This window comes from Streptococcus porcinus (assembly GCF_901542335.1).
GTDB classification, from domain to species: Bacteria; Bacillota; Bacilli; order Lactobacillales; family Streptococcaceae; genus Streptococcus; species Streptococcus porcinus_A.
Genome location: NZ_LR594036.1, coordinates 1,214,301 through 1,236,663 on the forward strand (window position 1 = coordinate 1,214,301; position 22,363 = coordinate 1,236,663).

The window sequence follows — 22,363 nt, forward strand, 5'->3', positions numbered from 1 at the left end:
TTACTGGGTACCTTCCTGTCTATCTTTCATTAAGTCTAATAATATTTCTTTTTTATTTTTCCCCGTAACAGTTACTAACGATCTAGCTTGTCCAAAATCCAAGTCAGCTTCAAATCCCGTTATGGCCTTCAATTGATCCCCTTGAACTGATTTTCCATCCTTAGTGTAGGGATTAATGAGAAAATGACCTTGACGAATTTTTTCTTCAGCCCTTAAATATAACCATTCATTATAGGCTAACAGTAATGCAACTTCTTCTTCAGTGAAAGTATTGTTGGTAATATGGTAGGCACCAGAAGCCAAATGTTCTTTTTCACTTTCCATAAAAATACCTTTATAGGTCAGTTCTTTATAGTGGTCTTTCAAAAGCTTACTATCCAGCTCTTGATATGTAGCCAAGTCGAGTTTTGGCTCTTGCATATGCAAGTACATAGCACCAAAAATAGGGTGATCACTTTCATAGCGCCTTTTCAAGGCTGACAAATAAGTTAGCAACTGCGAGTTTAAGCCATTGAAAAAGAGAGTTAAATCAAAAACATTAGCACTTGACTTATAGTCCACTATACCGACACTTTTATCAGGCAGTTGATCAATGCGGTCTATCGTTCCATTAATAATTAACTTGTCCTGGATTGGCAACTGAAATTTTTCTTCTTGCGCTAAGACCTGAACATGTTTATGGGCTTTAAAAATATCTGTAGTCGCTTTAGCAATTTCTTCTAAAAGATGAAGGCTATAGCGCCCTTGTGCATCTTCCTGATAAAAATATTTGAAACTCGCTTCTTGATTCGTCTGTTCGATTGCCCTTTTGACCTTATTATCAAAAGTTAGTTCTGAAGCATCTGCCATTACCCGTTCAAATACACGATGTAAGTAGGTCCCATGTTGACGGGCATCTGGATGTATTGACTCTGTTTCTTGCAAACCTAGAATATATTGTAAAAAATACTTATATTGATTATCATAAAAAACAGTTAAGGCTGAATTAGATAAATAGATAGGCTTTTCTTCTGGAAACCGAGTTTGAATGACTTCTTTTGATAGGGTTTTGGTTTGTAAATGTTTTTTGGTCTGAGGGAATACTAAGTTTTCTTTTTTCAAGCGTCCTTTAAGATAACGTAACATAACCGTCCAAAAGTTTTCTTCTTCTGGACTAAGTTCTATTTGACTAGTATTCAATTGAATGACTTGAGATAGAAGAGATTTATAATTTCCAATATCAGTATCCATATCAGAGAATCGACTTTTCCCTTTTTCAAGCAAAGGAATGCCAAAAGCTAGTAGTAAGGAAATATAAGGTGAAAGCTCTACCGATACCTCGTTTAATTGCATTGGCACACTAAGTACTAATTCTTGATTTGCAGAATTAAAAAGAGAAAGTGCCATAAAATGATTTTTTTTAGTTGTTTCATGGCTTGAAACTTCAAATCGCTGAAACGAAGACAGCTTTTGATTGGTTAACGCACGCTCCTGATCATTTATTAAGCTCTTCTTAAGGGTCACTTTAGGAAAATGAGCACTAGTCATTCCAATAGCGTAGACAAAAGCCTTACTATGCGGTTGAACTAAGTCGTACGATTTGATCGTAACGACATCTAAAGTTGCTGGCACAGCTCGATAATTCGCTGTCTGCATTCCCGTTTTAATAAGCTTAAAAGCGTGTTCTAGGCTAATGATTTCGTCTTTAAAAATGTGATAAAATTGCTCTAAAATAGAAGTGAAAACCTTCCAAACTTCTAAATCCTTTTCCTGCTCATTTTCATTTTGAGCATAGCTAAGCTGCTCAAGTTTTGTCGGCAATTCAACTTGATTTAGGAAGGTCAACAAATGATTCATAAAGCTTTCGCCTGTTTGTTGTTTTTGACTATATAATGTTTCCAAGGGACTATAAATAACTTCTCGAAGCCTATTTATAGCATCAAGATCAAATCTTCGACGCTCGTGCCTATCTAGTGGGTTTACAGAAAAGGTTTTAGCAAACTTACGAGAACCGTTGATATCAGCAAATTGGACATAGGCTTCAAATTGATCTAAATCAAAATCCTCAAAATGACCAAATAAACCTGTTTTTAATAGAGACAAGATATCTTCGTTACGCCAATTATAGCGATAAATACGCTCAAGCGCGTCTATAAATTGCACAAGGGTGTGATGAGACATCGCTTCTGCTTTACCAAAATAATAAGGAATTTCGTATTTGTCAAAGAGCTGACCAATCTGTAATTGGTAACTGTCAAGATCTCCTAATAAAACAAGAATATCCTTGTAACGGTAGCCCTCATACAGCTTTTGACGGATGCTTTTGGCAACATGCTCAATTTCATCTTTTTGATTGAGACTTTGCCAAATTTGGAAGGAGTTCTTATCTTGTGAACTTAACTGGCTCTCTGACTCAGAAAAGTCAAAATGTGCTTCTAAAAGCTTGGTAAGATTTCTGAAACTTTCAGGATAAATCGTCCGACTCTTAATATATTGTGCCTTGACGTGATAAGTTTGAGAAAGTTCGCGAAAAAAATCAATACTAGCTTGATAAATATTACCTTCGGTAAAACTTTTGGAATAGGCTTTTTGACTAAGATAAGTGCCAACAACAACCTGATGGCATTTTGCATCAAGTTGCGCGACCAAATTAGCCTCTTCAGTAGAGAAGCGAGTAAAACCATCGATAATAAGAACAGTCTGGCTAAGTTGATCATCTATTTGTCCGCTGGCTACGACTTGAGAAAAATAATCAAGAACACTTGTCTCTTCAAGTTGGTAGCTTACCATCAAGTCCTCAACAGCAAGAAAAATGGATATGAAATCATTCTTCTTCTCAGGGTCTTCCATTTCAAGCTCTGTTACTGCAATATTCGCTGCTTTAAGTTCTTTATATAAATCAATTAACTGCAGTATAAATGCTAGATCTCCTTTTAAATGATAATAACGTTTTAAATCAGATTCTGTTAATTGGTCTAAAGCACGGTAAAAAATCATTGATAAAGCCGTATCATCAATTGGTAAACTTGTTTTAATTTCATTTAGAGTAAAATAACGTGCCAGCTGACCAAATCTAGTTACTGTAATGGCAAATGAAGCTTCTTGACTGAGCGTTTCTAAGACGGCTCTTTCTTTCTCAAACGAAAGAGAATTTGGAGCGATGTAAAAAACACGACACCCTTCTTTGGCATAGTTATCAGCCTCTGTAACTAAAAGTTCTGTTAAAGAATATTGCAAATCTGTATAAAGTAATTTCATTTTGACCCTTCGTTTTCCTGAATGCTTTCTTCTATTATATCAAATCAAATCACAAAAACTATTTAAGTGCTATTTTTGAATTAAAAACAGCACTTCCAACCTAATATTCAAGCAATTCTCATAAAAATACTTTATAATAGTTATAAGTACTAAAAAGAGGGGAAAACAAAATGAAAACTGATGATCTTAGAGAAAGTCAAAATGTCGAAGACCGTCGCAATGAAAGTTCTGGTTCCTACAGTGGAGGTGGTAGCGGAGCAGGGCTACTTCTACAACTCCTTTTTTCTCGGGGAGGCTGGAAAACAAAACTTGTTCTTTTAATTGTCTTATTGGTGATGGGGGGTGGTGGTCTAACTGGCATCTTCAATGGAGGTCACTCTACTAACAACAATAATCCCTATCAATCTACAAAAGTGACACGAACAAGTGGCGATAAAGCTAGTAACCAACAAGTTCAGTTTGTTAGTAAAGTTTTTGCTTCCACCGAAGACTATTGGGTAAAAGAATTTGAAAAACGAGGTAAAACGTATAAAAAACCAACCTTAGTACTCTATACCGGTTCTATTACGACGGCTTGTGGACAGGGTCAAGCATCCTCAGGACCCTTTTACTGTTCAGGTGATAACAAGGTATATCTAGACATTTCTTTTTATAATGAATTATCTGAAAAATATGGTGCCTCTGGTGACTTTGCTATGGCATACGTTATTGCCCATGAAGTTGGTCACCATGTACAAAATGAACTAGGTATAATGGAAAAGTACGCCAATGCCCGTAAAGGAAAAAGTCAAACTGACGCCAACAAACTTAATGTTCAACTTGAGCTCCAAGCCGATTACTATGCTGGAGCATGGGCTAATTATGTTCAAAATCAAGGCCTTCTTGATAAAGGAGATATTGAAGAAGCCATGAGAGCCGCAAATGCCGTAGGGGACGATACCTTGCAAAAAGAAACCTATGGTAAAACCGTTCCAGACAGCTTCACACATGGAACATCTGAACAACGTCAACGATGGTTTGATAGGGGCTACCAATATGGTGATCTTGAACACGGGAATACCTTTGAGGTAGCTTATAGCAACTTATAGACAAAGTAAAAGAACTGTACCCAAGCCAGTTCTTTTACTTTGTCTATGTCTTATTTATAAGATTGTCTTGAAATCAATCTTAATAGCTACATCTGGAGCTAGAAGTTTGCTAACACGGCATTTCTGTTTTATAAAAGCTATTAATTGGTCTTGTTCTTGTCGGCTAAGTTGCACTTTCATGTGAACCGTAAGAGTAAATGTACGGTCATCATAATGCGATTCTGTTTTAAGAGATAATTCATCCATCTTTTCATAAGTCTTAAAATATGATTGGACACACATGGTGACACAGGATGCTAAGGCTATATTGAGCAAGCTCATTGGTGTTTCACCATCATCAGTTACCCCAAATAATTCTATTTCTGCCCCATAGCCTTTTGATTTTGTATGATATAGATAGTCGCCTCTTATCTCTGTTTGATACATCTTCTACCTCCTTTAAACAGCCTTATTATACCAAAAAGAACAAGTTCAAATACCTATAAGCTTATAGGTATTCCTTGTTCCTTTTTTTATCTTATTTGCGCGCCAGCTTCTTCTACTAGGGCATTCGTAATCTTGTCCATATATTTTGTAACATCTTCATCACGCAAACTTTCTTGCGGATTTTGAAACATTAAGCTATAAGCCATTGATTTTTTACCTGACTCAATATGGTCACCAGCATAAACATCAAATAATTTTATAGATTCTAAATATTTAATTCCTAAGTTCTCAATAATACTTATAATATCTTGATGACTAGTACTATCATCAACTAATATAGCAATATCACGTGAAACTGCTGGTACTTTACTAATTTCCTTGAAGATTTGACTTGACTTCATATTCTCTTCAATCATTTGTAAGTTTAACTCAGCTACATAGGTTTCAGGAATATCATAATCATTAGCTACTTGAGGATGTACCTGTCCAACAAAACCAACCGTTTGATTATTTAAGATGAGGCGCGCTGTTCGACCAGGATGCATGCTAGCCATTTCTTTTTCAGCAACAAAATTAACCTTAATCCCTAATTTATCGAATAAGCTCTCAAGAATCCCCTTAGCATAGAAGAAATCCACGGACTGTGCTTGCGTTTGAAAATCTTTCTCAGCAACTAAACCAGAAATTGCAAAAGCAAAAGTATCAATTTCATTCGGTAAATCACTTTTAGGATTACCCTCTTGCTCAAAGATTTTACCAATTTCATAGATAGCTAGATTCTTTTGCTTACGTGCTACATTATAAGCAACCGTATCCAACATACCAGATACAATATTCTGGCGAAGAGCTGATCTTTCAATGGTCATTGGCCACATTAACTCTGTAAGCTTACTTGGTCTATTAGCAAATGCTTGCGCCTTTTCAGGAGTGGTCAAAGCATAAGAGATAATTTCTGTTAGCCCTGCTCCTTCGACGATTGCTCTTACACGTCGACGTAAAACTTGACTTGCAGATAGTTCTCCAGCAGTTCCCCCAGCTTCTGGAAGAGTTGTAGGTAGCTTATCATAGCCATAGATACGCGCAATTTCTTCTACTAAGTCTGCTTGAATGCTGATATCCCAACGACGGCGTGGCACAGATACCGTAAAGGCTGAGGCATCTCCTTTTAGGCCAAAACCGAGTTTAGCAAAGATTTCCTCAATATCTGCATAAGTTAAATCCGTGCCAAGGCGAACATTAACATAATCCAAAGTTGTTAGAACTTGAATAGGGTCGGTGGGCAACTGTCCAGCTTGTACACGTCCAGCAAGTACTTGTCCCTGTGCCAACTCCTCCAACATAGCTGCAGCAAAATCAAGTGCTTCTAGGACCGTGTCATAATTAACCCCTTTTTCAAACCGTGATGAGCTCTCTGAACGTAAGTTAAGTCGGCTACTTGTCTTACGAATTGACTTGCCATCAAAAACAGCAGCTTCCAGAACAATCTTTGTAGAGCCGTAATCAATCTCTGTTTCTTTTCCTCCCATGACACCAGCTAAAGCAACAGGCTTGTCATTAACTGTTATGACAATATCTTGGGAAATCAATTGACGTTCTTCACCGTCTAATGTGATTAACGTTTCACCATCACGTGCTTGACGAGCAACAATGGAATGGTTAGCAAACTTATCCAAATCAAAAGCGTGCATTGGTTGACCAAAATAAAGCAAAACGTAGTTGGTCACATCTACAACGTTATTAATTGGACGAATGCCAGCATTCATTAAAAGATTTTGTAACCACTGTGGACTGGGTTGAATAGTTACATTCTCAACCACACGACTAGCGTAGGTTAGAACATTATCTGATTCAATAGCAACAGAAAGCACATCAGAAGCTACTTTAGAACTTTCATGAATTTCTTTTTGAGGAAAGTGTACTTCTTTCCCATAAATAGCAGCTACTTCATGAGCAACTCCACGCATTGATAGAGCATCAGCACGATTTGGTGTGATTGACAACTCAATGATTTCATCATCTAAATCTAAATAAGGAAAAATACTCTCACCAGGCTTTGCATCAGTTGGTAAAATCTGAATGCCTTCAGCAAATTCTTTTGGAATAATAGAGTCTGATAAGCCTAATTCTTGTAAAGAACAGATCATTCCTAATGATTCCATTCCTCTAATTTTACCTTTTTTGATTTTGTAATTATCAGCAATCCGTGCTCCTGGCAATGCCACAATAACGTTAATTCCAGTTTTCACATTTGGCGCACCACAAACAATTTGTCTAGGCTCCTCGTCACCAGTATCTACCTGACATACATGTAAATGTGTCTCAGGAACATCTTGACAAGATAAAACATGCCCAACAACTAATTTTGATAGACCGGCTGAAGGAACTTCTACTCCTTCAACTTCTATTCCGGTTGTTGACATTTTTTCCGCTAATTCTGCTGAAGTCACATCAATGTCAACTAATTCTTTTAACCACTTATAAGATACTAACATACATCTCTTTCTTTCTATTTCAAGGATTTCTTCATCAGCCAATCGGTATCAACAAGATCCCCTACTGCAAATGAATGTTCTGAAAATTTTTCAAAGCCATACTTGCGATATAAGGACTGAGCCTTTAAATTATTTTCCCAAACTCCTAGCCAAACCCAGGCCTTACCCGATTCATATGCTTTTTTCAATGCAAAGTTAAATAAATAGTTTCCAAGCCCTAAACCTTGGTATTTATTTAAAATGTAAATGCGCTGAATCTCAAAAGCATCTTCTAATTCATACTCGGTTTGATCCTTACCCCAATTGACTTTGAGATAACCAACAATAGCACCATTCAAACGTAAAAAGTAAACTAGACTTTCATCACTCTTTAATTCTTGAGTGAGTATCTCAGTAGTATAAGCTTCTTGAAAAAATTCTTGCAATTGTTGTTCTGTGTTATGACCACCAAAGGTTTCTGTAAAAGTTTGAATGGCTAAGTCTCTTAATATTGCAATTTCCTCAACTTTTACTAAATCAATAGACAATTCTTTCTGCACGGCTATTCTCCCTAAACTTCTGTCTCGCTTGAATAAAGGCTATTTTTATTTAAATTGCTCAGAAAAACGCATATCACCCTGATAGAATCCACGGATATCATTGATTCCATAACGTAACATAGCGATACGTTCTTGACCAAGGCCAAAAGCAAAACCGGAATACTCTTCAGCATTAACACCCGACATTTCTAAGACACTTGGGTGGACCATTCCAGCGCCAAGAATTTCAATCCAGCCAGTTCCTTTACATACATTACAGCCTTTACCACCACATTTGAAACAAGAAATGTCAACCTCAACAGATGGTTCTGTAAAAGGAAAATAAGAAGGACGAAGGCGAATCTTACGCTCTTCACCAAACATCTTTTTAATAATCATTTCTAAAGTGCCTTTTAAATCTCCCATAGAAATGTTTTTACCAACGACAAGGCCTTCAATTTGGTGGAATTGATGGGAATGAGTCGCATCATCTGTATCACGTCGGAAAACACGACCAGGTGAAATCATTTTAAGTGAGCCTTTTGAAAAATCATGTTGATCAAGCGTACGGGCTTGAACAGGACTGGTATGAGTCCTAAGCAGGATTTCATCTGTGATATAGAAAGTATCTTGCATATCACGAGCTGGATGATCCTTTGGAAGGTTCATTCTTTCAAAATTATAGTAATCTTTTTCAACTTCAAAACCATCAACAATTTGGAAACCCATCCCTAAAAAGATATCTTCAATCTCTTCACTGATCTGTGTTAATATATGTCGGTTACCAATAGCCATTTGTCGACCGGGAAGTGTTACATCAATGCTTTCAGCATCAAGCTGATCTTGAATTTTAGCAGCCTCAACAACTTTCCCTTGTTGTTCAAAGGCCTTTGTTAACACATCACGTAATTCATTAACTTGCTTTCCAACTAAAGGACGCATGTCAACAGATAAATCTTTTAGACCTTTTAATAGCTCTGTTAAAGAACCTTTTTTCCCTAAAACAGCAACTTTTAAATTCTGTAATTCTTTACTATGATTGCCAGTAAGTTCTTTTAATTGATTTAAGGTTTGGTCTCGTAATGCTTCTAATTGCTCTTGTAAATCCATTGTTTTCCCTTCTTTAAGTGGACAAAAAAGCGTGCCAAAACTCCATATAAGCGGAGCGTTGACACGCGGTACCATCCGATTTCATCTGTAATAACAGACCTTAATTAGTGATCATATGTGAGTGAATTCCTTACATTTCCATCAAGAAGGCTTACAGTCTATGGCCCTCATTCCCTGATAATTTCCCTGTAATTACTAGTCTCACTGACTTCTATTCAATTAAAACTATTTTATCAAAAATGCTTTTAAAAAACAATAAAAATTATCTATAGTCAGCGAGTTACTATTCCAATCAGCTAGCTTTTTGATCACTTTGTTGCTCAACTTGACCTGTTTGATAATTAACCCTTAACCCTTTTTGAACATTTGGTACAAAAACATTAAATTCCAAGTGACCATCATCCGATTTTGCTTCTAAGTGGCTTCCACTAGAAATAATATTATTCTTTTCATAAAGTAAGGTCACTCTATAACGAACCCGCTTATTTCTATCTAAAGCTTTTCTGATTAAAGTTTCATAATAATTTTGTCCTGTTGAATCTGAGAGGTCAGCCTGGTTTGCCCAGGCCATTTGTACCGCAATATTACTTGGATTGCTAGTCGAAGCATCGTAGCCTTTTAAGCCACCTACCAAGGCATAACCTAATAAGTGACCTCTATCAACAGCGTGATCGTATTCACCTGGCAAGCCGTGGACTTGATGCCAACCGACTGGCTTCCAGAAGCTATAACCATTACCAGTTTCATTGCGGTTACGGTATTGTCTTGTTGATTTGGTTAACAAAGCATTGGCTCTAAAAGGAACTTTCTTACTCTCTACTATCTTGATTTCATTATTTGCATAAGGTACACTTGAAACTTTTGCCTTCAAATCAGTTTTATTGTTATTTATGATGAAAGCACCAGCACCATTCCACACAATTTTCTGACCTAATTGCTTTTTCACTTGTGGAGTAAGCACTGAGCTAGCTAACTGATAACTAGGTGTGGCAGGATTAGTCGAATTTTTAGAGACTTTTTGATTTTTTCCTTGACCAGAAATAGTCTGTAACACTTGCTGAAATGGGTTATCAGATGCAAGATAATGGCCCTGAGTGAAGGCGATTAGCCCAGTAATGAGCAGAGCTAGCAGAATCCCGTTAACCTTTTTGAAATGTGGCTGTTTTTTAGACATTTTTCCTCTCAGTCAAAAAGTAGGCTAAGCCTACTTTCCAGTAAATTTATTAATTAACTCTGTCCATTTGGCTATTGACAGAATCGATGAGGCATGTTGACCATCGCCAAATATGCTATAGCCAATCATCAAACCAATAGCTAAAAATAAACAGGCCAAGAAGGCTACTACCACCAGTAAACCAACCTGTTTAGCAACATATTTCCATCCAGTCGTCATCACTAGTCCTCACTTATACGTTCGATTTTTGCACCCAATTTTGCTAATTTTTCATGAAATTGATAATAACCGCGGTCCAAGTGTGAGAGTTTTGTCACAGTAGTTTTCCCCTTGGCAACCATACCACTCAAAATAAGAGCAGCGCTTGCACGAAGGTCAGTGGACATGACCGGCGCTCCTTGTAAATCATGACCTCCATGAATCATCGCAGTATCCCGTAAAATTTCTGAGTGAAGCCCCATACGGCGCATTTCCTCTAGATGTTGGAAACGATTTTCAAAAACAGTTTCAATCATTGTTGACTCACCCTCAACAACTGCCATTAAAGCTGTGAATTGTGCTTGCATATCAGTTGGGAAACCAGGATGTGGTAAAGTTTTCACTGTCACAGGTTTTAGTTTGGAAGTATCAGACTTAATACGAATACCATCTGTTTCTTCTGTAACCTCAACCCCCATTTCTTTCAATTTGGAAATAAGAGGACGATTATGTTCCCAAACAGCATCTTTAACAAGAACATTGCCAGAGGTCATGGCAGCCGCAACCATAAAAGTGCCTGCTTCGATTCGATCTTGAACAACGTCATGTTCAACACCGTGTAATTCAGTCACACCTTTAATAGTCAATGTTTCAGTTCCAGCCCCTTTGACAATAGCTCCCATTTTATTTAAGAGTTGGGCTAAATCAACGATTTCTGGTTCACGTGCAGCATTTTCAATAGTTGTCGTGCCCTCAGCTAAAGTTGCTGCCATCATTAGATTTTGAGTAGCTCCAACTGACGGGAAATCCATATAAATTGTTGCTCCCTTGAGGCGAGTTGCACTTGCTGTGATATCTCCATTACTCTGTTTAATTTCTGCTCCCATAGCCTCTAAGCCTTTTAGATGCAAGTCAATCGGACGACTACCAATTGTACAGCCTCCTGGCATAGAAACCTTTGCGTGACCATTTCGAACCAAAATCGGGCCTAAAACAACAATAGAAGCGCGCATTTGGCTAACATACTCATAAGGTGCCTCATCTAAAATATCTCCAGAGGCATCTACAACAATTTCATTTGCTTCTTGATTAAATACTACCGGAATATTAAGACCACGTACTACATTGTTCATGGTAAAGACATCTGAAAGAATGGGAACATTACGTAAAACCGTTTTTCCTTCTGATGGTAGGATGGTTGCCGCTAACAAAGGGAGTACTGCATTTTTGGCTCCTTCGATAATAACCTCACCTTCTAATCTCGTTGTCCCACCTTCAATAATAATTTTATCCACGCTTTTCTCCATTTCCTTTGACTTTATAATATAAAATTATATCACATTTCTAATTTTCAGACCTTAACCAAGTACTAGAAGAGGGTTTGACTCATTTGAATTGGCTCCAAAATAAAATGACTAACCAAATAGCCCAAGACGATAGCTAGGAAAAAAACAAAAAGTTTTAATTTACCAATATTTTCAGGACTGCGATAAATGATTTTAGACCAGTCAAAAAGACTAATTAATAGTTGAAAACTAATACCGATAAAAAGTAAATGACTGATTAATTTTAATAAATTATTGATATATTCCATAGCAATATTATACCAAAAGTATAGGAACAAGAATAGGATTTCAGGCAAAATAAAAAAGACTCTATCACTAGAGTCAATTTTTATTTCTTTCCAACATTAATCCGATTCAAAGCACGCTGTAAGGCAATTTCAGCACGACGAGCTTGGTTAATATCCTTAGTTGATTTTGCTTCTTCGATATCACGCTCGGCACGTTTTTTAGCACGTTCGGCACGGCTAATATCTATATCACGTGAACGTTCGGCAGAATCAGCTACAATGGTAACAACATTATCCTTTACTTCAATAATACCACCGTTCACAGCAATCCAATCTACACTGTCAACATCGTCGGTAGGCCGAATTTTCATTTCATGAATAACCAAAGGTGCAATCATATTAATGTGATTAGGGAGAATTCCCATTTCACCCTCAGGCGTCGCTACTGAGATAAATTTCACCTGATGATCATATTTAATTCCGTCAGGTGTTACTACTTGAACTGTCATATGTGCCATAGTAGAACCTCACTAATATCCCATTTTTTTAGCTTTTTCGAGAACATCCTCAATTGGACCAACTGAACGGAAAGCATCTTCAGGAATATGATCATATTTCCCATCTAGAATTTCTTTGAAGCTACGAACTGTGTCTGCTACTGGAACATAGGAACCAGGTTGGCCTGTAAATTGTTCAGCAACATTAAAGTTTTGTGAAAGGAAGAATTGGATGCGACGTGCACGTCCAACTAATGTCTTTTCATCTTCAGATAACTCATCCATACCCAAGATAGCAATAATATCTTGAAGCTCACGGTAACGTTGTAGGACACGCTGAACTTCGGTTGCTACAGCGTAATGCTCTTCACCAACAATTTCAGGTGATAAGGCCCGTGAACTTGAAGCTAGAGGGTCCACAGCAGGATAGATACCCATCTGTGTCAATTTACGTTCCAAATTCGTTGTTGAATCCAAATGGGCAAATGCTGTTGCTGGGGCTGGGTCAGTGTAATCATCAGCAGGCACATAGATTGCTTGGATAGAGGTAACAGATCCTTTTTTAGTGGACGTGATACGTTCTTGTAATTGACCCATCTCAGTAGCAAGCGTTGGTTGGTAACCAACAGCAGACGGCATTCGACCTAGCAAGGCAGATACTTCCGAACCAGCTTGGGTGAAACGGAAGATATTATCGATAAATAATAGCACATCTTGACCTTCAACATCACGGAAATATTCAGCGATTGTTAAACCTGTCAAAGCAACGCGCATCCGTGCACCGGGTGGCTCGTTCATCTGTCCAAAGACCATGGCTGTTTTTTCAATAACACCTGATTCTTTCATTTCCCAATAAAGGTCATTCCCTTCACGAGTTCTTTCACCTACGCCGGTAAATACGGAGATACCACCGTGTTCTTGGGCAATATTGTGAATTAACTCTTGAATTAATACGGTTTTACCAACTCCGGCACCACCGAATAAACCAACTTTACCACCTTTCAGATAAGGGGCAAGCAAGTCAATAACTTTGATACCTGTTTCAAGAATTTCTGATGATGTTGATAATTCATCGAAAGCTGGTGCTTTCTTATGGATTGGTTCACGTTCTGCGTCTTCTGCAAATGGTTCTTCCAAATCAATGGTATCACCAAGCACATTAAAGACCCGCCCCAAAGTTTCTTTACCAACTGGTACACTAATAGCGCGACCAGTATCCAAAACTTCCAATCCACGAGTAAGCCCATCAGTTGATTCCATAGCGATTGTTCGAACCATTCCGTCACCAAGTTCAAGAGCAACTTCAAGAACAATTTTTTCTTTTTTATCGCTATCTTTATAAACTATCAATGCATTATTAATCTCTGGTAATTTTTCACCAGTTGCAAACACAACGTCAACAACCGGACCCACTACCTGAGCAATTTTGCCTGAGCTCATTTATTTCTCCTTATGTCAGTTTGAAAACATTATCTCAATTTGAGATTCCGTTTTATAGTAATTTTGTAAAAATGACATGCCTAATCTTAAGGTTCAACATTCTAGTGAACGATAAGTTTATTCTAACGCATTTGCTCCAGCTACAATTTCAGTAATTTCCTGTGTAATTGCTGCTTGACGAGCACGATTATATTGAATGGTTAAATCATTAATAACATTTTTCGCATTATCAGTCGCAGTCTGCATGGCTGTCATCCCTGCAGCGTGCTCTGCCGTTTTTGCATCAATAATTGCCCCATAAATTAAGCTTTCAGTAAACTGAGGCAATAACTGATTTAAAATGCTATCGCGATCAGGTTCTAGTTCAAATCCCAAGACACCTTCCTCAGTTGCTTCATCAGCAACCAAATCAGAAATCGGTAACATTTGTTGAACACGAACTTGGCTAGTCAAACTGTTAACATGATGATTGTAACAAACATATAATTCATCGAAAATTTCATGTTGAAACATATCTACAGATTGCGAAATAATCTTAGATACTTCTTCAAATGTTGGCTGGTCGGCTAAGCCACGAAGTTCAAAAGAGACATTCATCCCTCTTGCTTTGAAAAAATCTGAACCGACACTTCCAATTGAAATGATTGAGTAATCACCGTTTTGGTGATATTCTTCAACCATCTCCATGATAGATTTTAAAATTTTAGAATTATAGCCCCCAACTAATCCTTTATCTGAGGTAATAACAATATAACCCGTTTTCTTAACTGGTCGAGAAACTAACATTGGGTTGTTGGAACCTCCACCAGTTAATTCTGCCTTTAAAAAATCTGTGGTTATTTGACGAATTTTTGATGAATAAATTTGAAAATCACGCGCAGCTTGTTCCGATTTGACCAATTTTGCTGAAGAAACCATCCGCATGGCACTTGTAATTTTACTTGTTTTCTCAGTTGAATTAATCTTTGCTTTAATTTCACTTAGAGAGCCTGCCATACTTACATCCCTTCCTTATTCAAAATGTGATTGAGCTTTAAATGCTTTAATAGCATCGTTTAGTTCATTTTCATCTGGGAGATCTTTTGTTGTACGGATTGTCTCAAAAAGGCCACTATAATGCATATCAAAGTAGTCATACAATGCTTCTTCAAATGCAAGAATATCATTCACAGGCACATCATCTAAGAAGCCATGAGTCAATGCATATAAAATAACAACTTGTTTTTCCACAGGAAGAGGTTTATGCAAGGGTTGTTTTAAAATTTCAACTGTTCGACGGCCACGGTTAAGCTTCGCTTGAGTGGCAGCATCTAAATCAGAGCCAAACTGAGTAAAGGCTTCTAGTTCACGATAAGATGCTAAATCAAGACGGAGGGTCCCTGCAACCTTCTTCATAGCCTTAATCTGAGCTGATCCTCCAACACGTGAGACAGAAGAACCGGCATCAATAGCTGGCCGAATCCCTGAGTTAAAGAGATCTTCTTGTAAGAAAATCTGTCCATCAGTAATTGAAATAACATTTGTTGCGATGTAAGCAGAAATATCTCCAGCTTGTGTTTCAATAAATGGTAGTGCTGTAATTGAGCCACCACCTAAAGCATCAGAAACTTTGGCCGAACGTTCCAACAAACGACTGTGTAAGTAAAAAACATCACCTGGGTAAGCCTCACGACCTGGTGGGCGACGAAGTAATAGCGAGAGCTCACGGTAGGCTACTGCTTGTTTTGATAAATCATCATAGACAATCAAAACATGTTTACCTTGATACATAAACTCTTCAGCCATTGCCACACCAGCATAAGGTGCTATAAAGAGTAAAGGTGAGGGCTGCGAAGCAGAGGCTGTAACAACAATAGTGTAGTCAAGAGCACCATACTTTCGTAAGGTTTCAACTTGAGTACGAACTGTTGATTCTTTTTGCCCGATAGCAACATAGATACAAATCATATCTTGACCTTTTTGGGTCAAAATTGTATCAATAGCAACCGCGGTTTTACCAGTTTGTCTATCACCGATGATTAACTCCCGTTGTCCACGTCCAATAGGAACTAAAGCGTCAATAGCTTTGAGACCTGTTTGAAGAGGTTCAGATACGGATTTACGTTGCATAACGCCAGGAGCAACTGCTTCCACTGGTCTAAAACCTGTTGTTGCAATATCTCCCAAACCATCTACAGGTTGTCCTAGTGGATTCACAACACGTCCGATAAGAGCTTCACCTACTGGAACCTCCATAATTTTTCCTGTGCGTTTAACGACATCACCTTCGCGAATCGTTGAAAAGTCACCAAGAATGATAATTCCGATATCGCTCGTTTCTAAGTTTTGAGCCATACCAAAAGCACCATTAGAAAATTCAAGAAGTTCACCACTCATAGCATTATCTAAACCACGAGCTCGTGCGATACCGTCACCAATATAAGTAACGATCCCAGTTTCTGTGACATCGAAATTTGGCTGGAAGTTCTCAATTTGCTTTTTAATTAAAGCGCTAATTTCTTGTGCATTAATTGCCAAAAGTCACACCACTTTCTATATTAATTTCATTTTGAATTCGTGTAGTTGTTGCTGAATACTAGTATCGATGACTTTATTGTTAACTTGTATAATAAAGCCACCAATAAGAGATTCATCAATGATTTCTTCTAATCGACCTGTCTGTAAACCAAATTTCTTTGTAACAAGCGATTTGACACGAGATTTTTGTTCCTCATTTAAAGGAACAGTTGATATGACTTTAACATCATATTCATTTGTTACTTGTTCTATTTCTCTTAACGCAGAGTTAAGTATCTCAAATAGTAATGCTTCTCTCTGGTTCAAGATAATTAATTCAAGTAAATTGTTGATATATACTGAACTAGTATCCTTTAATAACCTAACTAAATGCGTCTTTTCAGCTTGTGGAACAGCTAAACTCGATAAGGTTTTATTAAGTTCTGTTGACTCAAAAACTGTCATTAACGTTAAAATATTATTTTTAACGTCCTCAACACATTCATGCTCAACAGCAACCTCAACAAGGCTTTTAGCATACTGTGTAACAAGCGCCTGTTCTTTTTTGGTCATTAGGCATCTCCTAACTCATCGAGATAAGTATCAATAAGATGGCTTTGAGCTTCTTTGTCAAGGTTTGAACCCATAATTTTCTCAGCTAAAAGAACTGATAAATCTGACATCTCTGCCTTTACACTTGCAATGGCATCCGTTTTACTTTGTTGAATGTCAGCTTCAGCTTGTGTTTTTAAGCGGCTTGCTTCTTCAGATGCATCTGCAATTATTTTTTCACCTTTTACTTGACCTAATTCCTTAGCATCAGTAATGATTTGATTTGCTTCTTGTTTTGCTCCAGCTAATTCTAATTCGCGTTTTTGAGCCAATGTTTCAGCACTCTGACGAGCTTCTTCTGCTTTATCTATATCAGTAGCAATTTTTGCAGAACGTTCTTCTAAAATACCACTAATAGCTCCCCACGCAAATTTTTTGATAAGGAGATACAAAACAAGTACTGAACCTGATACTAGGATAAAATTCCCAATAAGTTCACCTACTGTTAATTCCATGTAAGTACTCCTTTCCTATTCATCTTCTTCATTGACTTTTTTACCTAAATACATAGAAGTTAATTTAGTGAAAACATACGCTTGGATACAGGAGATAAAAATTGAAAAGGCAGTCCAAACGATATTTAAAACAAAAGCAACTGGAAACCATAATGTGTTAGCTGCGATTAGTTTTAAAATCAAACCAGTTACTACCTCACCCGCAAAGATATTTCCATATAACCGAAGTGCCAATGAAATAATATTTGTAAATTCTTCTAATATATTCATCGGGCTCATTATCCCAGGTGTGAAAAAGCGTTTGATGTAGGCTTTCACACCTCTTTGACGAATCCCTTCAAATTGACAAATCAATGAAATTAAAATTGAAAGGGAGAGGTCAAAGCCAATATTAGCAGTTGGTGATGTCCAAAGATTCATATGATGACTTGTTTCTAATTTAGTCATTAAACCTAAGTTATTCGCCACCATCACAAAAAGAAAGAGACAGAAAAAGAATAGTGAGTATTGGTTTCTAAATTGCTTTTCAACGTGTTCATCCGTAACACTAGATATAAAATCAATCAAGTATTCAAGAACTGTTTGTTTTCCTTTAGGTTTTAAAGTCATGTTTCGACTTGCAAAATAAACAAATGAGAAAACTAAAGCAATTGTGATTACACACATAACTAGTAGGGTTAAATCAATAGTTACTGGACCGAGTGTCAGTGTTGGAGTTACTTCTCCCAATTTAAACCCTCCTTTATTCTTTTAAATGACATTAAATGTAAGTTTAACTACTGCATCACAACATGGGAAACAAATACTTATAACTTACTTTATTTCTTAATTAAAAAACTTATTTTAAGATAAATGCCATAGCAAGAGTAACGAAGAAAGTACCTTCAATAAAGGCAATACCCATAATCATTAATGAACGCAGCTGACCAATAATTTCTGGTTGACGAGATGCAGCTCTAAAAAGATTGGCCATCAAGAAACCTTCACCAAGTGATACACCCATACAGGCGATAGCTAATGCGAAAATAGGACTCATAATTGAATTCTCCTTAAAATATTTTTTACTTTGCTATTCTATTCCTTAAAATTAAGAATGTCAACTAATTTCTAAAAACTGGTTACGCTTTCTTAAACCTTTACTAACCTTCATAAAGTAGGCATTTTGGTATTGCATTCTTAAAAATTCGGATAGCTTAACAATCTTATTATAACAGTTATGAACAGATAATACAAAGTTTGACAATCGCTCTGCAACTCTATTGCAACCCAAAAAGATACCTTTAAAAACACGAATAATATCCTTTCGTGCTTTTAAAGGTATTCTCTCAATTTTGGTCTATAACCTGGTCGTATAAATTTATATAAGAAAGACTTGCTGTGTCCCAAGAAAAATCTTGTGTCATTGCATTCCTTTGAAGTTTTTTCCAATCTTCTTGATGATGATTATAAACATCTAGTGCCAGTAGTAGTGTTTGTGTTAGCCAATAACCTGAAAAATGGTTAAAGCCAAAGCCAGTCCCCGTTTTTTCATAGCGATTGTATGCTTGCACCGTATCTTTTAATCCCCCAATTTCATGCACTAGGGGTAGAGTGCCATATCGCATAGCCATCATTTGCGATAAGCCACAAGGCTCAAAAGCACTCGGCATTAGAAAGAGATCACAAGCACCGTAAATCTGTTGTGCTAGCTCTAAGTCAAAGATAATATTAGCAGATAACTTTTCTGGGTATTGCTTAGCAAACCATGAAAATGCCTCTTCATATTGCTGGTAACCAGTTCCTAAAAGAACAATTTGGATATTAAGTTTTAAAAGATTTTCGAGTTCCGAAACCACCAAACCAAATCCTTTTTGATCTGTTAGACGAGAAACAATTCCAATTAAAGGTATTCCTTCTTTGACTGGCAAACAAAGTTTCCTTTGCAGACTAGTCTTATTTTTACGTTTCCCAGAAAGATCATCTACTGAAAAAGGATAGTCTAGATAGGGATCATTTTCGGGGTCTATCAAGTCTGTGTCAATACCATTCACGATACCAGATAATTTACCAGCTTCCATTCGCATCAAATGATCTAACCCCTTCCCAAAGGCCGGTGTTTGGATTTCTTGAGCATATGTTGGCGAAACTGTCGTTATTTTATCGGAATAGAGCACTCCTGCTTTCATCCAATTAAGACAATTATGCCATCGTAAAGTTCCATCTTCATACCGTTCCATTCCAAGGCCGAATAATTCTCCAAGCATAGCTGAATCAAATTGCCCTTGAAATTCAATATTATGGATAGTAAAGACAGTTTTGATGTTCTGATAAGCTTGAATCCAACTATATTTTTCCTTTAGTAAGAAAGGTATCATAGCTGTATGATAATCATGGACATGTAGTAAATCTGGAACAAAATTAATTTTCTCCATAGCTTCTAAAGCTGCTAGTTGGAAAAATGCAAAACGTTCACCATCATCCCAATCTCCATAAACATGTCCTCTAAAGAAGTAGTATTGATTATCAATAAAATAGAAAGTAACCTGATCTTTAATAAGTTTTTTAATGCCAACATATTGCCTTCTCCAGCCAACATTAGTGTAAAAATAAAGCACTTCTTCCACTTGCTGTCCAAATTTCTGATCAATCATATCATAATAAGGTAATATCACGGCAACTTGATGATCGTGTTTTACAAGGGATTTAGGTAAGGCACCAATAACATCCCCTAATCCCCCTGTTTTTACAAAGGGAGCTCCCTCTGCTGCAACAAATAATATTTTCATTTAATCATATCCTCAGTTACTTGACTCTCTTTAGCAACAACAATTGGGTCAGATTCTTTTCCTCGAATAAGGACGCCTGGTGCAATTGTAACAGACTTATCAACAATTGCATACTCTACGATAGAACCCTCTCCTATTGTAACTTTAGGTGAAATAATCGAATGGTTTATATATGAATTACTTTCTAAATGACAATTTCGTGAAATAATGGAATGATTAACAGTACCTTTAATAACACTACCAGAGGCAAATTGTGAATTATTGACTTCTGATTCCTCTGCAAAATAGGTCGCTTCTTCATTTTTAACACGAGTGTACACTTTTTGATTTGAATAGAGAAGTGAATAAAATTTCAAAGGATCTAACATATCCATATTAGCATCATAGTATGACTTGATAGAATGAATATTCGCCATATAACCAGTATATTCAAAGGCAAGCGCACCTTCATTGATAGTCAGATCACGAAGTAAGAAGCGCAGTTTCTGAGGCTGTTCACTTTGAGCTTCTTTTTCCATCTCCCTTATCAACCAGTCGGTATTCACAATATAGATGCCCGCAGACATTTTTTCAATGCCTCCTTTTTCATTGACACTACTTCTACCAATTACAGTATCCGTTTCATCAATTTCTAAAATATCATTTTCAGAAGAAATGGAAGAAACAGGCATTTTCTTATAAACAACCGTAATATTCCGTTTATTAGCATTATGAAGGTGAATAACCTGCTCTAGCTCAATATTACAGAGAATATCACAACTCATATAGATTGTTTGGTCTGAGCCTGACCTTCTGAGATAGGTCAGAATTTGATCATAATAGTCAGTATCAGTCTCCTTTGAATCTTCTTTAGTATTATAAAAACCCAAGAAATAATGACTTAGCAGAGAATTTAGCCCCCATTCACGGCCACTACGAATATGGTCGAAGACGGAACGAATATTTTCTGCTCGAAAAATATCATAAATACTTTTAACACCTGCATTAGCTAGGTTAGATAAATGGAAATCAATTAAACGGTACTTCCCATCAAATGGCAAATTAGCTAATGGACGTTTATCGGTCAAACCTCCCATTTCTGGAAAACCGATAGCACTACCTAAAATTGCTGAATATTTATCACTCTTCATCTGAAACCCCCACTACTTCGTTATAGCCTACGACTTGAATCTGATCAGTTCCATCAATAACAACATCATTACCAATGACAGCTCCTTCTCCAATGATTGCGCGGGTAATTTTAGCTCTTTCTCCAATGATGGCTCCCGACATGATAAAGGAGTCTTTAATTTCTGCCCCTAATTTCATTTGAACATTGGCGGAAAGGATAGAATGATCTACCTTTCCAGAAATAAAACAGCCGTCAACAATGAGAGAATCTTTAACCTCCGAATGTTCAGAAATAAAATTTGGTGGTGCAATATGGTTTTTAGAATAAATTTTCCAAGACCGATTCCGACTATCCAAAGCGTTATTTTCCCCAATATACTCCATATTGGCCTCCCAAAGTGATTCTATAGTTCCAACATCTTTCCAATAACCACTAAAATGATAAGCATACACCCTTTCACCAGCTTCTAAGTAGGCAGGGATAACATTCTGTCCAAAGTCAGACATATCAATATTATTTTTTTCTGCATCAACAAGCATACTCCTTAGGCGCTTCCATTCAAAAATATAGATTCCCATTGAAGCTTTGGTTGATTTAGGATGTTTAGGCTTTTCTTCAAATTCGACAATCCGATTGCTATTATCCGTATTCATGATACCAAAGCGACTCGCTTCCTTTAAAGGGACATCTAAAACAGCGACTGTTAAACTCGCCAAATTATCCTTATGGCTTTTTAGCATGTCGTCATAGTCCATTTTGTAAATATGATCTCCAGATAAAATAAGAACGTATTCTGGATTGATGCTATCAATATAGTCAATATTTTGATAGATAGCATGACTAGTTCCCTGAAACCAACGATTTCCCTCTGTTGCTGAGTATGGCTGTAAAATAGTAACTCCTCTATTAATCCCCTCCAAACCCCAAGAAGAACCGCTACCAATATGATTGTTTAAGGCCAGGGGTTCATACTGCGTAATAACACCAACATTATCAATCCCTGAATTGGCACAATTAGAAAGCGCAAAATCAATAATCCGATAATGACCACCAAATTGAACTGCTGGCTTAGCAATACTTTGAGTCAATTTCCCCAGACGTGTACCTTGTCCTCCAGCAAGAATAAGAGCTAACATTTCATTTTTCATAGATATTCCTTTCATGGTCAATA

At 37.0% G+C, this 22,363-nt stretch carries 21 protein-coding genes; 1 reads left to right on the top strand and 20 read right to left on the bottom strand.

Going from position 1 to position 22,363, the window contains the following annotated elements; all coding sequences use genetic code 11:
* Positions 1–3,237, bottom strand: coding sequence for an ATP-dependent nuclease subunit B (gene rexB / locus FGK96_RS05740; RefSeq protein WP_138082170.1), 3,237 nt, complete (start codon positions 3,235–3,237; stop codon positions 1–3).
* A gap of 170 nt (positions 3,238–3,407) precedes the next feature.
* Between rexB and FGK96_RS05745 the strand changes: the two genes are divergently transcribed.
* Positions 3,408–4,325 (top strand): neutral zinc metallopeptidase, encoded by a 918-nt coding sequence (locus tag FGK96_RS05745; protein WP_138082172.1) that lies wholly within the window; start codon positions 3,408–3,410, stop codon positions 4,323–4,325.
* 54 nt (positions 4,326–4,379) lie between these two features.
* On the opposite strand, the gene FGK96_RS05750 is transcribed toward FGK96_RS05745, so the two are convergent.
* From FGK96_RS05750 to FGK96_RS05840, 19 genes are all read right to left on the bottom strand, one after another.
* On the bottom strand, positions 4,380–4,751 hold the full coding sequence (locus FGK96_RS05750; protein ID WP_138082174.1) for an OsmC family protein: 372 nt from the start codon (positions 4,749–4,751) through the stop codon (positions 4,380–4,382).
* 86 nt (positions 4,752–4,837) lie between these two features.
* Complete coding sequence (pheT, locus tag FGK96_RS05755) at positions 4,838–7,243, bottom strand: phenylalanine--tRNA ligase subunit beta (RefSeq protein WP_138082176.1); 2,406 nt, start codon at positions 7,241–7,243, stop codon at positions 4,838–4,840.
* 14 nt (positions 7,244–7,257) lie between these two features.
* On the bottom strand, positions 7,258–7,782 hold the full coding sequence (locus FGK96_RS05760; protein WP_138082178.1) for a GNAT family N-acetyltransferase: 525 nt from the start codon (positions 7,780–7,782) through the stop codon (positions 7,258–7,260).
* 45 nt (positions 7,783–7,827) lie between these two features.
* Positions 7,828–8,871 carry a phenylalanine--tRNA ligase subunit alpha gene (gene pheS / locus FGK96_RS05765; protein WP_145964662.1) on the bottom strand — a complete coding sequence of 348 codons (1,044 nt, stop codon included), beginning with the start codon at positions 8,869–8,871 and terminating at the stop codon, positions 7,828–7,830.
* A gap of 292 nt (positions 8,872–9,163) precedes the next feature.
* Entirely contained in the window at positions 9,164–10,045 is an 882-nt protein-coding gene (locus FGK96_RS05770; RefSeq protein ID WP_138082182.1) for a DNA/RNA non-specific endonuclease, read from the bottom strand.
* 30 nt (positions 10,046–10,075) lie between these two features.
* Positions 10,076–10,267 (bottom strand): DNA-directed RNA polymerase subunit beta, encoded by a 192-nt coding sequence (locus tag FGK96_RS05775; RefSeq protein WP_172601601.1) that lies wholly within the window; start codon positions 10,265–10,267, stop codon positions 10,076–10,078.
* Positions 10,267–11,538 (bottom strand): UDP-N-acetylglucosamine 1-carboxyvinyltransferase, encoded by a 1,272-nt coding sequence (gene murA, locus FGK96_RS05780; protein WP_138082184.1) that lies wholly within the window; start codon positions 11,536–11,538, stop codon positions 10,267–10,269. The genes FGK96_RS05775 and murA overlap by 1 nt, the downstream gene beginning before the upstream one ends.
* 74 nt (positions 11,539–11,612) lie before the next feature.
* Positions 11,613–11,837: a DUF1146 family protein gene (locus FGK96_RS05785; protein WP_172601634.1), complete on the bottom strand. Its 225-nt coding sequence runs from the start codon at positions 11,835–11,837 to the stop codon at positions 11,613–11,615.
* 80 nt (positions 11,838–11,917) lie between these two features.
* Complete coding sequence (locus tag FGK96_RS05790) at positions 11,918–12,334, bottom strand: F0F1 ATP synthase subunit epsilon (RefSeq protein ID WP_003084986.1); 417 nt, start codon at positions 12,332–12,334, stop codon at positions 11,918–11,920.
* Positions 12,335–12,346: 12 nt separating this feature from the next.
* Complete coding sequence (gene atpD, locus FGK96_RS05795; protein ID WP_138082186.1) at positions 12,347–13,753, bottom strand: F0F1 ATP synthase subunit beta; 1,407 nt, start codon at positions 13,751–13,753, stop codon at positions 12,347–12,349.
* A gap of 117 nt (positions 13,754–13,870) precedes the next feature.
* A complete protein-coding gene (locus FGK96_RS05800) occupies positions 13,871–14,749 on the bottom strand; it encodes a F0F1 ATP synthase subunit gamma (RefSeq protein WP_003084154.1) in 879 nt (292 codons plus the stop codon).
* 15 nt (positions 14,750–14,764) lie between these two features.
* Complete coding sequence (atpA, locus tag FGK96_RS05805; protein ID WP_138082188.1) at positions 14,765–16,270, bottom strand: F0F1 ATP synthase subunit alpha; 1,506 nt, start codon at positions 16,268–16,270, stop codon at positions 14,765–14,767.
* Positions 16,271–16,285: 15 nt separating this feature from the next.
* The gene (locus tag FGK96_RS05810; protein WP_138082190.1) at positions 16,286–16,822 is read right to left on the bottom strand and encodes a F0F1 ATP synthase subunit delta; all 537 of its coding nucleotides are present in this window, start codon (positions 16,820–16,822) and stop codon (positions 16,286–16,288) included.
* Positions 16,822–17,316 carry a F0F1 ATP synthase subunit B gene (gene atpF, locus FGK96_RS05815; RefSeq protein ID WP_138082192.1) on the bottom strand — a complete coding sequence of 165 codons (495 nt, stop codon included), beginning with the start codon at positions 17,314–17,316 and terminating at the stop codon, positions 16,822–16,824. The genes FGK96_RS05810 and atpF overlap by 1 nt, the downstream gene beginning before the upstream one ends.
* Before the next feature lie 15 nt (positions 17,317–17,331).
* On the bottom strand, positions 17,332–18,045 hold the full coding sequence (gene atpB / locus FGK96_RS05820; RefSeq protein WP_138082194.1) for a F0F1 ATP synthase subunit A: 714 nt from the start codon (positions 18,043–18,045) through the stop codon (positions 17,332–17,334).
* A 109-nt stretch (positions 18,046–18,154) separates the two neighbouring features.
* Complete coding sequence (locus FGK96_RS05825; RefSeq protein WP_003085112.1) at positions 18,155–18,352, bottom strand: F0F1 ATP synthase subunit C; 198 nt, start codon at positions 18,350–18,352, stop codon at positions 18,155–18,157.
* A 289-nt stretch (positions 18,353–18,641) separates the two neighbouring features.
* Positions 18,642–20,081, bottom strand: coding sequence for a glycogen synthase GlgA (gene glgA, locus FGK96_RS05830; protein ID WP_138082196.1), 1,440 nt, complete (start codon positions 20,079–20,081; stop codon positions 18,642–18,644).
* Entirely contained in the window at positions 20,078–21,211 is a 1,134-nt protein-coding gene (glgD, locus tag FGK96_RS05835; RefSeq protein ID WP_138082198.1) for a glucose-1-phosphate adenylyltransferase subunit GlgD, read from the bottom strand. Before glgD ends, glgA begins: the two co-directional genes overlap by 4 nt.
* The gene (locus tag FGK96_RS05840) at positions 21,201–22,340 is read right to left on the bottom strand and encodes a glucose-1-phosphate adenylyltransferase (protein ID WP_138082200.1); all 1,140 of its coding nucleotides are present in this window, start codon (positions 22,338–22,340) and stop codon (positions 21,201–21,203) included. Before FGK96_RS05840 ends, glgD begins: the two co-directional genes overlap by 11 nt.
* Positions 22,341–22,363 lie beyond the last annotated feature (23 nt).

Coding starts and splice junctions, on each gene's coding strand:
- FGK96_RS05785 (WP_172601634.1), bottom strand. CDS start 11,837: ATGGAATATATCAATAATTTATTAAAATTAATCAGTCATTTACTTTTT.
- FGK96_RS05800 (WP_003084154.1), bottom strand. CDS start 14,749: ATGGCAGGCTCTCTAAGTGAAATTAAAGCAAAGATTAATTCAACTGAG.
- pheS (WP_145964662.1), bottom strand. CDS start 8,871: ATGGATTTACAAGAGCAATTAGAAGCATTACGAGACCAAACCTTAAAT.
- FGK96_RS05770 (WP_138082182.1), bottom strand. CDS start 10,045: ATGTCTAAAAAACAGCCACATTTCAAAAAGGTTAACGGGATTCTGCTA.
- FGK96_RS05745 (WP_138082172.1), top strand. CDS start 3,408: ATGAAAACTGATGATCTTAGAGAAAGTCAAAATGTCGAAGACCGTCGC.
- atpF (WP_138082192.1), bottom strand. CDS start 17,316: ATGGAATTAACAGTAGGTGAACTTATTGGGAATTTTATCCTAGTATCA.
- FGK96_RS05790 (WP_003084986.1), bottom strand. CDS start 12,334: ATGGCACATATGACAGTTCAAGTAGTAACACCTGACGGAATTAAATAT.
- FGK96_RS05825 (WP_003085112.1), bottom strand. CDS start 18,352: ATGAGTCCTATTTTCGCATTAGCTATCGCCTGTATGGGTGTATCACTT.
- FGK96_RS05810 (WP_138082190.1), bottom strand. CDS start 16,822: ATGACCAAAAAAGAACAGGCGCTTGTTACACAGTATGCTAAAAGCCTT.
- glgD (WP_138082198.1), bottom strand. CDS start 21,211: ATGAAGAGTGATAAATATTCAGCAATTTTAGGTAGTGCTATCGGTTTT.
- glgA (WP_138082196.1), bottom strand. CDS start 20,081: ATGAAAATATTATTTGTTGCAGCAGAGGGAGCTCCCTTTGTAAAAACA.
- FGK96_RS05750 (WP_138082174.1), bottom strand. CDS start 4,751: ATGTATCAAACAGAGATAAGAGGCGACTATCTATATCATACAAAATCA.
- FGK96_RS05840 (WP_138082200.1), bottom strand. CDS start 22,340: ATGAAAAATGAAATGTTAGCTCTTATTCTTGCTGGAGGACAAGGTACA.
- rexB (WP_138082170.1), bottom strand. CDS start 3,237: ATGAAATTACTTTATACAGATTTGCAATATTCTTTAACAGAACTTTTA.
- atpD (WP_138082186.1), bottom strand. CDS start 13,753: ATGAGCTCAGGCAAAATTGCTCAGGTAGTGGGTCCGGTTGTTGACGTT.
- pheT (WP_138082176.1), bottom strand. CDS start 7,243: ATGTTAGTATCTTATAAGTGGTTAAAAGAATTAGTTGACATTGATGTG.